The 12701-nt window shown below is 67.0% G+C and carries 14 protein-coding genes; 6 read left to right on the forward strand and 8 right to left on the reverse strand.

Features of this window, described 5'->3' with window-relative positions:
- The first annotated feature begins 75 nt into the window (after positions 1 to 75).
- The 3 genes from RQI43_RS14890 to panC all read left to right on the forward strand — a co-directional run bounded on the left by RQI43_RS14890 (position 76) and on the right by panC (position 2800).
- On the forward strand, positions 76 to 1329 hold the full coding sequence (locus RQI43_RS14890) for a hypothetical protein (protein WP_311275637.1): 1254 nt from the start codon (positions 76 to 78) through the stop codon (positions 1327 to 1329).
- Positions 1330 to 1440: 111 nt separating this feature from the next.
- Positions 1441 to 1842, forward strand: coding sequence for a hypothetical protein (locus RQI43_RS14895; RefSeq protein ID WP_311275638.1), 402 nt, complete (start codon positions 1441 to 1443; stop codon positions 1840 to 1842).
- A gap of 94 nt (positions 1843 to 1936) precedes the next feature.
- Positions 1937 to 2800 (forward strand): pantoate--beta-alanine ligase, encoded by an 864-nt coding sequence (panC, locus tag RQI43_RS14900; protein ID WP_311275639.1) that lies wholly within the window; start codon positions 1937 to 1939, stop codon positions 2798 to 2800.
- A gap of 7 nt (positions 2801 to 2807) precedes the next feature.
- Here panC and RQI43_RS14905 read toward each other — a convergent pair whose 3' ends face one another.
- The 6 genes from RQI43_RS14905 to RQI43_RS14930 form a co-directional block, all read right to left on the reverse strand.
- Positions 2808 to 4040: a PHB depolymerase family esterase gene (locus RQI43_RS14905; protein ID WP_311275640.1), complete on the reverse strand. Its 1233-nt coding sequence runs from the start codon at positions 4038 to 4040 to the stop codon at positions 2808 to 2810.
- A gap of 193 nt (positions 4041 to 4233) precedes the next feature.
- On the reverse strand, positions 4234 to 4959 hold the full coding sequence (dnaQ, locus tag RQI43_RS14910; protein ID WP_056423355.1) for a DNA polymerase III subunit epsilon: 726 nt from the start codon (positions 4957 to 4959) through the stop codon (positions 4234 to 4236).
- Positions 4960 to 4994: 35 nt separating this feature from the next.
- The gene (gene coaE / locus RQI43_RS14915) at positions 4995 to 5600 is read right to left on the reverse strand and encodes a dephospho-CoA kinase (RefSeq protein ID WP_311275641.1); all 606 of its coding nucleotides are present in this window, start codon (positions 5598 to 5600) and stop codon (positions 4995 to 4997) included.
- Complete coding sequence (locus tag RQI43_RS14920; RefSeq protein WP_311275642.1) at positions 5597 to 6439, reverse strand: shikimate dehydrogenase; 843 nt, start codon at positions 6437 to 6439, stop codon at positions 5597 to 5599. Before RQI43_RS14920 ends, coaE begins: the two co-directional genes overlap by 4 nt.
- A gap of 26 nt (positions 6440 to 6465) precedes the next feature.
- Positions 6466 to 7080 carry a nucleoside triphosphate pyrophosphatase gene (locus tag RQI43_RS14925; protein ID WP_311275643.1) on the reverse strand — a complete coding sequence of 205 codons (615 nt, stop codon included), beginning with the start codon at positions 7078 to 7080 and terminating at the stop codon, positions 6466 to 6468.
- Between the two features lie 20 nt (positions 7081 to 7100).
- The gene (locus RQI43_RS14930) at positions 7101 to 7931 is read right to left on the reverse strand and encodes a pyruvate, water dikinase regulatory protein (RefSeq protein ID WP_056422951.1); all 831 of its coding nucleotides are present in this window, start codon (positions 7929 to 7931) and stop codon (positions 7101 to 7103) included.
- Positions 7932 to 8535: 604 nt separating this feature from the next.
- Between RQI43_RS14930 and hemE the strand changes: the two genes are divergently transcribed.
- Genes hemE through RQI43_RS14945 form a run of 3 tightly spaced genes read left to right on the forward strand, consistent with a single transcriptional unit; the run spans position 8536 to position 10425 of the window.
- Positions 8536 to 9606, forward strand: a complete 1071-nt coding sequence (gene hemE / locus RQI43_RS14935) for a uroporphyrinogen decarboxylase (protein WP_311275644.1) — start codon at positions 8536 to 8538, stop codon at positions 9604 to 9606.
- A gap of 10 nt (positions 9607 to 9616) precedes the next feature.
- A complete protein-coding gene (gene hemJ, locus RQI43_RS14940) occupies positions 9617 to 10063 on the forward strand; it encodes a protoporphyrinogen oxidase HemJ (RefSeq protein ID WP_207411146.1) in 447 nt (148 codons plus the stop codon).
- A 2-nt stretch (positions 10064 to 10065) separates the two neighbouring features.
- Positions 10066 to 10425: a lysozyme inhibitor LprI family protein gene (locus tag RQI43_RS14945; RefSeq protein ID WP_311275645.1), complete on the forward strand. Its 360-nt coding sequence runs from the start codon at positions 10066 to 10068 to the stop codon at positions 10423 to 10425.
- A gap of 19 nt (positions 10426 to 10444) precedes the next feature.
- Here RQI43_RS14945 and hisG read toward each other — a convergent pair whose 3' ends face one another.
- Complete coding sequence (gene hisG / locus RQI43_RS14950; RefSeq protein ID WP_311275646.1) at positions 10445 to 11464, reverse strand: ATP phosphoribosyltransferase; 1020 nt, start codon at positions 11462 to 11464, stop codon at positions 10445 to 10447.
- Positions 11457 to 12611: an ATP phosphoribosyltransferase regulatory subunit gene (locus RQI43_RS14955; protein ID WP_311275647.1), complete on the reverse strand. Its 1155-nt coding sequence runs from the start codon at positions 12609 to 12611 to the stop codon at positions 11457 to 11459. Before RQI43_RS14955 ends, hisG begins: the two co-directional genes overlap by 8 nt.
- Between the last annotated feature and the right edge of the window lie 90 nt (positions 12612 to 12701).

The raw sequence follows: 12701 nt of genomic DNA on the forward strand, positions 1-12701 counted from the left end.
CCCCTCTCCCGACCCGCTTCGCGGGCCACCCTCCCCCGCAGAGGGGGGAGGGATCACGGACGGCGTGGCATCCTCATGCTCGGCGCATTCCTATTCCTCGCCGCTCCCGCACAGGCCGAAATCGCTCCCGGCGACCTCACCCTGACGGTGACGCCGGAGCTCAACGGTAACGCTGCGCCGTTCTCGCGGGAAATGGTGCTGCTCCACATTCGCGGCGTCTACCGGCAGGCGATCCTGCTGGAGGAGGTCGTCCAGCCGTCGCTGGCGAATTTCAGCTGGACCCAGCTCGGCCGGGACACCTGGTCGAAGACACGCCTGCCGGACGGACAGGTGGCGGTAGCCTTCGACCGCACCATCGCGATCTTCCCGCACCATCCGGGCGACTTCACCATCGACCCGTTCATCCACCGCCTCACCATCAACGACGGCGGCACCCGCAAGGTGGTGGACGTTCCCTCCGTACCGGTCTCGCTGCCCGTCGCCACCTGGACGAAGCCGGTGGGCGGCCCCGACGTAAAGGAGCCGTGGTGGCTACCGGCGCGGGACGTCACGATTACGGATTCCTGGAGCCCCGATCCCGAAACGGTGAAGATCGGCGAGACCACGAGGCGCATCGTCACCCTGGAGGCGCAGGGGCTGGTGGCCGAAGGGCTGCCGCCAAGGCCGGTCATGCGCACACGCGGTATCCTCACCTTCGCCGGCCCCGTGACCCGCGAGACGATCATCACCCCGACTGGTCCGGTGGCGCGGGCGACCTATCAATGGGACGTGCGCCCTGCCGTCACCGAGATCGTCCCACTCGATGCGATCTCCATCCCCTGGTTCGACACCGTCTCGCGGACCTTGCGGGAAGCGGAAATCCCGGCCCGCCAGATCGGCGGCGGCCTGCCCGACCGGGACGAGGACGCCAAACCCGTCGCCCCGGCCTCGCCGATGGTCGTTGCGGCTGCGGCAATGGGAGCTTTCGGGTTCGGCCTCGCCCTCATCGGCTTTGGCGTTCCGAGGCGCTCTCGGACCCTGCGCCTCGACCGTGCGACGCGTCGCGAACTCGCACGTCACGCGGAGGCCGGCGACGGACTGGGTTTCCGCGCTGCCCTCGGCCCGATCTTCGAGCGCGAACCCGAACTCGCGCGGCTCTGGCGCTCCACTCCGGTCATCTCCGAGGCACTGGCCGCCCTAGACGCCTCGCTCTATGGCCGAACCGAGGAAACGACACCGGACCTGGCTCTATTAGCCGGCAACCTGTCGAAGCCGTTCAAGATCGACAGGCCTTCCGCCGAGCCGGTCAACCCGTTGGCGGATCTCGATGGTCGGGCTTTGCGACGGTAACGTTTCGTTCACCCTGTTCTGAGAATTTCGAGCCTCGTCCACGGACGGGGAGTTGGGCGGTGAACGCCCATCGACAGGGCTTCCGGCGACGGGAGCACGCAGCGGGATGACATGAGTCGAGGGCGCGAGACAGCAGGAGGCCATGCCGCGAGGGTGCTGATCGCGGCAAGTTTCGTCGCGTCCGTCTTGGACGGCCCGGCCCGGGCCGCAGACGCGCGGGAGCGCTGGTCCACCCCCTACGGTGTGGAGGCCAACCGCCCTGTTCCGGGAGCCGAGCCGCCGCCGCGTTACTTTCCGCGCGCGGACGAGGACAGCACGCCGCGACGGGAGCGTGCGAGACCCCGACGGGTCGCCTGTATCCCGAAAAGCGTACCCATCCCCACCGAAGCGCCGGACGATCCGAGCTATGTCGGATCGACCTACGGGCTCGGAAAACCGAGCTATTACGGCTTCAAGCCGGCACTGGGCGTCGACGATCCGTTCGGCAGGTCGTTGCTGCCCTATTGCAACTGACGTCGCCCAACGGCGCCATCTGGCGTTCCGGCATGGATCTGGGATAGTCGAGGCACGATCCACACCCCTCATAAAGTCCCGCCGAAGAGCCCCGATGAGCAGCCAAGCCTCGCCCGTCACCCCGGTCCGGTTCGACACGGTGGACTCCATGCGGGCCTGCATCCGCGCCTGGAAGGCGGCGGGCGACCGTGTCGTCTTCGTGCCCACCATGGGTGCCCTGCACCAGGGCCACCTCTCCCTCGTGACCCGGGCGCGTGAACTGGGGGAGCGGGTCGTGGTCAGCATCTTCGTCAACCCGACGCAGTTCGGGCCGAGCGAGGATTTCTCGCGCTATCCGCGCGATACCGAGGCCGATCTCGCGCTCCTGTCGGAGGCGGGCGTCGATGCCGCCTACTGTCCCACCGTGGAGACGATGTACCCGACGGATTTCTCCACCAGCCTCACAGTAGCGGGCATCAGCGAGGGATTGTGCGGCGCCTTTCGGCCGGGCCATTTCTCCGGCGTCGCCACGGTGGTGACGAAGCTCGTCAATCAGGTCCAGCCCGATACCGCTCTGTTCGGCGAGAAGGATTTCCAGCAATTGCAGGTGATCCGCCGCGCAGTGCGTGACCTCGACATTCCCGTCGCGATCGGCGGCGTCCCGACATTGCGAGAGGAGGACGGCCTCGCCCTCTCCTCCCGCAACCGCTACCTCGATGCACAGGAGCGACGGATCGCCCCTCTTCTGCATCGCGAGCTGTCGATCATCGCCGAAGGATTGCGGGCGGGGAACGCCGCGTCCCCCCTCGTCTCCGCCTCGACCGATCGGCTGATCGAGGCCGGGTTCAGCACGATCCAGTATCTCAGCGTGTGCGATGCCGACACGCTGGCCCCGGTGGAACACGCCACGGGAGCGACCAGGATTCTGGTCGCCGCCTATCTCGGCTCGACGCGACTCATCGACAACGTAGCGGTCTAACAGCGATTCACTGGCGCGGTCGGTCGAGGCGGTGGGCCATGAAGAAATCGACCATCGCCCGTGACGCATCGGGTCCGCGACGGTCGGTGTAGCTGCCCGACGGGTCGCCCCCCGACCAGGCATGGTTGAGGCCGCGCACGACCCAGCTTTCCACCACCACACGATCGGTCTCGTCGGCATAACGCGTGCGGATATAGGAGAGCCCGCCCGGACTCACGCCGTCCGAGACGGAAGGCGTGAGCGCATCGACGCCGGCCTGGAGCAGGACCTGCTCGCCATTGCGCGGGTGGACGGTGCTGTCGTTCTCACCGTGAACCATGATGGTCGGAACGCGGGGCGTCCCTCCCTGCAGAGTGGCGGCGGCTCCCGAAGGCCCGAGACGCATCGTCGTCAGCGCCGAAGAGACGTCGCCGGCGCATCCGGCCGCGAGGCCGGAATGCACGCCGACGGCGGCGTAGAGATCGGGATAGGCCAGGGCCACGTTGGCGGCGGCCGCGCCACCGGCCGAGAGGCCGGCGATGTAGACCCTGCGCGGATCGACATCGTAGCTTTGCATCACCTCACGGGTAAGGCCAGCGATGATCTCGGCCTCGCCCAGGCCCCGTGCCTGATCGCCGGGCTGGTACCAGTTCCAACAGCGCTGGCCATGGTCCCTCGTGCTCTGGCCTGGATAGGCGACGAGGAACCCTTCCTGCTCGGCAAGGAGGTTCATGCCGGTTCCGGCAGCGAAATCGTCCGGTGACTGGGTGCAGCCGTGCAGCATCACAACCAGGGGAGGATGGGTGACCGTACGGCTGGGAATGTAGAGCTTGTAGTCGCGCGCACCCGCTTCGTTGGCGAAGGAATGCGCGGTGAAAGTTCCCTCTCCCGTAGTGAGAGACGGAACGTTTCCGTCCCGGAACAGCGTCGCAGGATCGAACCCCATGAAGCCGGACGTCGCCGGAGCGGGAGCATTCGCGCCTTGAGCGACCGCGCCGGATGGCGACGACAGGCCGAATTTCCGCGCGACCTGATCCAGGGCCCCACGAAACTGATCGTGCAGACCTTCCGCGATCCCGCCTGCCGAATGCGTGGAGGTTGCGGCGTCCGCCGTCTGACCGGAATGGCTGGCGCCCTGGCTCCCGAACAGGCCGCGCTGAATGAGATCGGACGCTTCCTGCAAGCGGCCCGCTCCCGTCAGCTTGGTGGCTTCGACGAGATCGGCCAGACGTGCCTGTGTCCGGTTCGGGTGATCAGCCATCGCATGATCGCTTTCTTGGGTGTTGGACATGTGTGTCGACGAGCGGCCAGCGGATCTGATCGATGCAGGATAAAAGCTGATCCGGCATCGACGATGGGCTCGATTCGCCTCCGCGCCGACTCGTTGTGCAAAGATGTAAGCTGGTTCTGTTGCAATGCAATATGTGTTTTATTGCATTGCACCTAGGCAATATTTACTCGCCTTCGCTCTCGCTGACATAGTCGCGCCAGATCGGGCTTGCACTGAGAGACGAGACGAACGCAGCATGCTGGCTAACGTCCAAGGGGTTCAAGCGGTTGCGCAATCGGCGTGGCCCTGTGGCGACGGGACCGTCGCCGGAGGCAACGATCTGGATCGGTTCGGCGGCCTCGACCATCGCCAGGCCAAGGCTTGTCTGCTTGCCGCCCAGCAGCTCGATATAGACCTCGGCCAGGATCTGAGCGTCGAGAAGCGCACCGTGTTTGGTGCGCCGCGTCGTATCGATCCCATAGCGGACGCAAAGCGCGTCGAGGCTGTTGGAAGCGCCGGTATGCTTGCGCCGCGCCATCTGCAGCGTGTCGACCACCGCCCCCAGGTCGATCTGCGGCGGTCCGCCTTCGCCGAGCCGGGCGAACTCCATGTTGAGGAAGCCCACATCGAAGGGCGCGTTGTGGATCACGAGGGGGGAATCGCCGCAGAAGGCGACGAAATCGTCCACGATCGCCGAGAAGACGGGTTTGTCCGCCAGAAACGCGTCGGACAGACCGTGGACGCCGAACGCGCCCTGCGAGACCGGCCGAGTCGGGTTGACGTAACGGTGGAAGGTCACCCCCGTCTGGATGTGGTTGATGAGCTCGACGCAGCCGATCTCGATCAGCCGGTCCCCGTTCTTGGCATCCGTACCGGTGGTTTCGGTGTCGAGGACGATCTCACGGAGCATGGTGCGGTCCATTCGAGGAGAAACGAAGCGGTCGGTCAGGCTTGGCCTGCGCCGACGAGCCGTTCGATGAGAGCGTCGACCTGATTTTCGGCGCCAGCAAGGCCAAGCCCGGTATCGATGAGGAAGTCGGCACGGGCGCGCTTATCGGCATCGGGCATCTGCTTGGCGAGGATCGCGGCAAAAGCCGCCTCAGACATGCCCGGGCGCGCCAGCACACGCTGCCGCTGAACATCGGGATCCGCCGTCACCACCAGAACCGCATCGCATCTCGCCTCTCCGCCGGTCTCGAACAGGAGGGGGATGTCGAGGATCACCAGGGAGGCGTCGGCGTGCTCGTCGAGGAAGCGCTGCTCCTCCGCGCGGACGAGGGGATGGATCGCGGCTTCCAGCCGGGCGAGAGAATCCGGCCGGCCGAGCACATGGTCCCGCAGGCGCGCGCGGTCGACGGAGCCATCCTCCGCGATGGCGTCGGGGAACAGGTCGGTAATGAGACGGGCGCCGGCTCCACTCGCGGCGTAGAGGCGCCGCACCGCCGCATCCGCGTCGTGGAGCGGGATGCCGCGCCGGGCGAACATGGCGGCCGTGGTCGATTTCCCCATGCCGATGGAGCCGGTGAGGCCGAGAATGAACGGCCGGGTCATCGCTTCGCGACCAGATCGGCGACGATCAGGGCACGCAGCTCCGGCGTCACTACGGGACGGGTCCCGAACCAGCGCTCGAAACCCGGCACTGCCTGATGCAGCAGCATGCCGAGCCCGTCGACCACGCGATGCCCTCGCGCAGATGCCGCTGCGAGGAGCGGCGTCTCCAAGGGCGAATAGACGATATCGGCGACGGCACATTCAGCCGGCAAACGGTCGAGAGCGATGTCGAGAGGCGGCTTGCCGGTCATGCCGAGTGAGGTGGTGTTGACGAGAAGCCGCGCGCGGCGGAGGGCATCGTCGAGCCCGTCCCAGTCGATGGCCTCCACGCGGGACGGGTCCAGTTCCACGATGGCCTCGGCCCGCGAGCGCGTGCGGTTGGCCACGAGGATGCGGCTCGCCGGCCGGTCGAGGAGGCCCGCAACGACGGCCCGTGCCGCCCCTCCCGCTCCGAGGATCACGACATCTCCCCCATCGGCGCCGAGCCGGTCCGCCCCGAGGGTCTCGTCGAGATGGGCGGTGAAGCCGACGGCGTCGGTGTTGTCGCCGACGAGACGTCCCTGCCCGTCGAAGGAGAGCGTGTTGACCGCGCCGATCCGCCGGGCGGACGCCGTCAGCACCTCGGCCCCGGCGAAGGCGGCTTCCTTATGTGGCAAAGTCACGTTTCCGCCGGCGAACCCGGCAGCCTTCAGGCCGCGCAGGAAGGTCCCAAAATCCTCCGGCGCCACGTCGATCCGCTCGTAGGACCCATCGAGCCCGAGGGTCGAGAGCCAGTGTCCGTGGATCATCGGCGACCGGGAATGGGCGATCGGATGACCGACGACGAAGGCTTTGATCATGAATGGGTCTCGCGGGGCGTTCGGGATCAGAAGGCAAGGCAGCCATGGCAGCGCAACCGGTCAAGCAATCCGGTCAGCGGCAGGCCGAGGATCGTGGCATGGGCGCCTTCGATTTCCGCGAACAGATGGATGCCGAGGCCTTCCAGCTGGTATCCCCCCACCGTGCCGGTGACGCGGTCATGGCCGGCAATCGCCAGATAGGTGTCGATGGCGGCCGCGCTCAGGTCCCGCATGGTCACACGGGCCTCGTCGTGAAACACGTCCGGCTCGCGCCCCGGTACGATCAGGGCGGCAGCGGAATGCAGGGAGTGCATCCTGTTGGATAGCCGGCTCAGCTGATGTTTCGCCGCGTCGAGGGAGGCGGATTTGTGGAACACCTCCCCGTCGCAGGCGAGAACCTGATCCGCGGCCAGGACGATCCTGTCGCGGGCCTTTTCCGCGACCGCCCGTGCCTTGGCCAGGGCCAGCCGGCGAGCGAGATCGGCGGGGGCGAGGGGGCCTGAATCGGCCTCGATGCCTCGCTCGTCGACATTCGGGATCACAACCTCCACGTCGAGTCCGGCCGCTTCCAGGAGATGCCTGCGCGTCGGCGAGCCGGAGGCAAGAACCAATGGACGTTCGGGAAGCCAGAGATGGGTCATGACGGAGCTCGCTTCGCGTTTCACGCCACGATGAACTTGAGCCGGTGCTCGCGGTGGAGATCGAGGATCGCGGCGGCGGTCTCCTCGATGGACCGCCTCGTGACGTCGATGGTCGGCCAGCGATGTCGGCTGCAGAGTTTGCGGCAGGCGGCGATCTCGTCGGCGACGGCGTCGCGATCGACATAGAGAGAGGTGTCGTCCGCCTTCAGGCTCAGCAGACGGTTCTGACGAATCTGCACGATCCGCTCAGGAGACGCGAGAAGGCCAACCACGAGGGGCTTGCGGGCGTTCTCGAGATTGGGCGGCACCGGCATGCCGGGCACGAGCGGGAAATTCGCGGTTTTCAGCCCACGATTGGCCAGATAGATCGCCGTCGGGGTCTTCGAGGTGCGGCTGACGCCCACGAGGATCACGTCGGACTCGTCGATGTCGAAGGGCAGGTTGCCGTCGTCATGCGCGAGGGTGAAGTTCATCGCGTCGATGCGCTTGAAATATTCGGCGTTCAGCATGTGCTGCGCCCCCGGCCGAGCCGTCGTCTCCGCGCCGAGATAGGATTGGAGCAGGGCGTGGACCGGCTGGAGCACGGATAGGCAGGGCGAGCCGGTCTCGCGACAGGCCGCTTCCAGACGCTCGGTCAGGTCGTGCCCGACGAGCGTGTAGAGAACGAGGCCCGGCGCCGCCTCGATCTCGGAGATCACCCGTTCGAGCTGGGCCGAGGATCGCACCAGCGGATAGACATGCTCGATGGCCGAGACGCCTTCATACTGGGCGGCGGCGGCGCGACCCACATTGATGAGGGTCTCACCGGTGGAATCCGACACGAGATGGAGATGGAAGTAGCTGCGACTCATCGGAAATTCCCATCCCAGGCCGGCGGACGGGCTCGAGGGATCTCCGGGTTATCCACCACACCTGAAGGCCGGAGTCGACAGGTGGGGATAAAGCACCCCTGTCCGGGCCGGGGGCGGAACCTTCCCCCGCGTTGTCGACTCTCACGTCAACATGCAGACCAACGACCCTCGTCCCGATCCCGGTTTGGGAGATTCAGGGAGGGTTCGGGCACGGGAGACCCATCACGGCGCGCAAGTCGCTGATTAGACTTCCCGTTCTCGAAAGTTAGCGCGAACCCGTTAAAGCCCCGTTAACGGCGGTGCAGCGGGGATGGGGTGTGGACAAGTTCGCGGTCCCGTCATCCCCCGTCTAAAAGAAAAAACAGAGTCCTGGAATCTCTCTTTTCTTATTAGATAGACGGGACGGGGACAGGGATTTTCGGCCACCCCCGGAGGCTCTCGCAGGGAGCAGGGCTTTCGGAAGTGGGCATGGGAGAAGCGGCGACGTCCTGCGGTAAAACAACGTCCCTCGGCAAAAGATCTTCCCGAGAAGGGGCAGGGACGTCATAGCTCTGTTCCAAGGGGGAGGGTCTCCCCCATCAAGATGGACCGGGCGGATACGCGCATGACTCGACGTGACGGCACCGATCGTGCGCTGCTTCAGGTTCTCGACGGCAAACCGTCCCGGATCCCTCCCGCCTGGATGATGCGGCAGGCCGGGCGCTACCTGCCGGAATATCGCGAGGTCCGGGCCAGGGCAGGCTCCTTCCTCGACCTCTGCTACAATCCAGACTTCGCTACCGAGGTGACCTTGCAGCCGATCCGGCGGTTCGGCTTCGACGCGGCGATCCTGTTCTCCGACATCCTCGTCGTGCCGGACGCCCTCGGGCAGAATGTCCGCTTCGTCGAAGGGGAAGGCCCGCGTCTCGATCCGGTCCATGGCCGGGACGAATTCGCCCGCCTGAAACAGGCCGATGATCCGAGCATCTTCCAGCATCTGGAACCGGTCTTCGAGACCGTCCGGCGCCTGCGCTCCGAGTTGCCGGCCGAGACGACGCTTCTCGGGTTCTGCGGCGGTCCCTGGACGGTGGCGAGCTACATGATCGGCGGACGCGGCACGCCCGACCTCGCTCCCGCCCGCGCGCTCGCCGAAACCGAGACCGCCCTGGTGGAAGCGCTCATCGACCGCCTGGTCTCGGTGCAGATCGAGTACCTGTCGCGCCAGCTCGAAGCCGGCGCCGATGCGGTCCAGATCTTCGAATCCCATGCGGGTTCGCTGCCCCGGGCTCCCGGGGCGACGGCGGACGCCCTCGAACATTGGAGCTTCGCCCCCATCGCCCGCATCGTCGACGGAGTCAGGGCCCGCGTGCCGGGCGCGAAGATCATCGTCTTCGCCCGGGGCTCGGGCCTGGAAGGCCATGCCCGCGTGATGGGCGAGACCGGTGCGGACGCCGTCGGCGTCGATTGGAGCGTCGATCTGAAGGCCCTGCGCGGTGCCGTCACGCCGCGAACCGTGACCCAGGGCAACATCCACCCCGAAACGCTGATCGAGGGCGGTGAGGCCCTCGACGCGGCCGTGGACGGGGTGCTTGAGGCGACGGAGGGACTGCCGCACATCTTCAACCTCGGCCACGGCATCACCCCGCAGACGCCGATCGCCCATGTGGAGCGGATGCTCGCCAGATTGCGGCGCTGACGGCCTGACCATGGCCGACACGCTCTATCCCTGGATCAAGGCGATCCACGTCATCGCCGTCATCTCCTGGATGGCGGGGCTGCTCTACCTGCCGCGCCTCTTCGTCTACCACGCGTCCCTGCCCGAGGGGCCGGCCTCCTCGGCCCAGTCCGAGACGTTCAAGGTCATGGAACGGCGCCTGATGAAGGCGATCATGAACCCGGCCATGATCGTCACCTGGCTGCTCGGCCTGTTCCTCGTCTGGCAGAGCGGGTTCTACGCGTCGGGTTGGATGCAGGCGAAGTTCGCCCTGGTCCTCGCCATGAGCGGCTGCCACGGCTGGTTCTCGCGGATGGTCAAGGATTTCGCCGCAGACCGGAACGCGCGGACCCACCGCTTCTACCGGATGGTCAACGAGGTCCCGACGCTTCTCATGGTGGCCATCGTCATCCTCGTCATTGTCAAGCCGGGATTCTGATCATGATCGCATCGCATCCTCGTTACAGAGCATGGGGCCTTGCCGCGGTCATGATGCTGGCCGCATCCGGTGCCGAGGCCGCGAGCTTTCCGTGCGAGAAGGCGGAGACGCCCGACGAAAAGGCGATCTGCGGCCATCTTCCCCTCAACGATCTCGACGTGGAGATGGCGGTCCGGTTCGAGATCCTGCGCGGGCTCCTGCCCATGGGCGGAAACGCCAAGCTGCGCGACGACCAGGAGGCCTGGCTGCAGGAACGGCGCAGCTGCGCAGCGGACGTCGCCTGCCTGACCAAGGCCTACGAGGCGCGCCTGAAGACCCTACGCGGCGTCTTCTCGGAATTCGCCAAGCAGGGGCCGCTGTAGGAGGCAGAACCCGGAGGGTTCAGCCCAGTCGCGTGAGTAGGCGGTCGATCAGCGGGTTGTCCGGGCCGAAGGCGTAGTCGATCCGCCTGACGCTGACCGCGCTCGCTCCGGATTTCACGAGATCGTCCACGAGGTCGAACGTGGCGTCCACCGGGCAGTGGAGTACGATCTCGGCGCTTCGGTTCTCCGGCATGCCGTAGGGCAGCTGGGCATCGTGAAGGGCGCTGATCCCGGCGAGATCGAGATCGCCGTCGGCCGGCATCGCCGCCCGGATCTCGCGGGTAAGGCGCGCGCGCTCCTCCGCCGCGATCCGGCCGAGCACGGTGCGCAACGCCTTCTTCTGGCTCTGGCCCCAGGGAGCCGTCAGCGAGGCGACGAGATTGGCCTCCGAACGCAGGATGATGCCGTCGTCGAGGATCTTCAGAGCGTTCGCGGCGAGCGTCGCCCCCGTGGTGGTGATGTCGACGATGATTTCCGCTGAGCCCGAAGCAGGCGCGCCTTCCGTGGCACCGAGGCTCTCGACGATGCGGTAATCGGCGACCCCGTGCTCGGCGAAGAAGCGCCGGGTCAGGTTCACGTATTTCGTGGCGATGCGCAGGCGGCGCCCGTGGCGGATGCGGAGTTCGGCCGCGACCTCATCGAGATCGGTCATGGCGCGGACGTCGATCCAGGCCTGCGGCACCGCGACGACGACGGTGGCCTGACCGAAGCCGAGCGGCGTCAGCAACTCGACCTGGCCCCGCGCATCGGGAAGGCTCTCGCGGATCAGATCCTCGCCGGTGACGCCGAGATGGGCGCTGCCGCTGGCGAGCTGGTTGGCGATCTCGGAAGCCGAGAGGTAGCGCACCTCCACATCCGGTACGCCGACGAGCTTGCCGCGATAGTCGCGCGCCCCCGCCCCTTGGGCGAGTTTCAGCCCCGCCCGGGCGAAGAAGGCGGAAGCGTTCTCCTGCAGGCGCCCTTTCGAGGGCACGGCGAGGACGAGGGGGCCCTCGCCCGGACTTAGCGAAGCCTGGGGAGTCGGAACGGTCTCAGCCACGGGACGATCCTTCCGACGTGAGGACACGGGACAGCCAAACGGCGCAGCCCACCGCCGGGATCGGCGTGGGACTGCCCAGATGCTGGAGCAGTCCGTCGTAGCGGCCGCCGCCGACAAGGGGGGCGGCGCCTTGCCCTCGCGTCACCTCGAAGATGAAGCCGGTATAGTAATCGAGGTTGCGGGCGAAGCTGCCCGAAAACCGGAACCGCTCCACGTCGAGACCGCGCGCGGCCATGAAGCCGGTCCGTTCCTCGAACAAGGAGAGGGCGGCTTCCAGCGGCGCGTAGGTGACGCCCGCCGAGGCGGCGAGCTCGCGCATGGAGTTGGCGGCCTGATCCGGATCGCCCGAGATGGCGCGGTAGCGCTCGACGATGGCGCGGTTCTCAGTGTTGAGCCCGGCGCCGCCATTGGCTCGGGCCGAGGCCTTGGCGAGGAAGCGTTCCGCGATCTCGCCGGCGCTGCGTCCGCCCACGCGTGAAATGCCGGCGATGGACAGAACGTCCTCGACGAATGCGCGCACGCCCTTCGGATCCTGGCCCTGGATCGCCGCCAGCAACCCGGCATGCGGGTCTTCCACACTCGCCACGGTGGTGACGTCGTCCAGGGAACGGCCCGCCGCGAGTGCTCGCAACGTCCGCCGCTTGGCGGCCGGCGGCACGTTGAGCCCATCGAGCAGCGCGTCGATGACGCCCATGTCGCCGAGCCTTACCGAGACCTCACCGGCTCCGAGCAGGTCGAGGCCTTCGAGGGCGAGGCCGAGCACCTCCGCATCCGCCGCCGGGATGTCGGTGCGGCCGATGGATTCGATGCCCGCCTGGAGGAACTCCTCCGCCTCGCCGGAGCCGAGCCGGAAGACCGGTCCGAGATAGCTGTAATCGGCGGTCGTCCCGACGCCCCGCGCCAGATGCTGGCGGCAGACCGGAATGGTGAATTCCGGCCGCAGGCACAGTTCCGCGCCCGACGCGTCCTGCGTCACGAAGATCCGCCGGCGGATATCCTCGCCGGAGAGTTCGAGGAACGGCTCCACCGGCTGGAGCACGGCGGGCGTCACCGCGCCGTAGCCTCCGTGCGAGAAATGCGCGAGGAGCCGCGTTCCCTCATCCGCTCGCACGGTGTCGATCGGATCGACTGCCTCCGGTCTCGTCATGGTTCACCCGCCGCCTGATGCCGCGTCCTTTATCAACAGCATCCGGACTTGGCGACCACCCACGGAGCGGGAAGTCCGCCGACCTCCCAT

This window comes from Methylobacterium sp. WCS2018Hpa-22 (assembly GCF_031843785.1).
GTDB lineage: Bacteria > Pseudomonadota > Alphaproteobacteria > Rhizobiales > Beijerinckiaceae > Methylobacterium.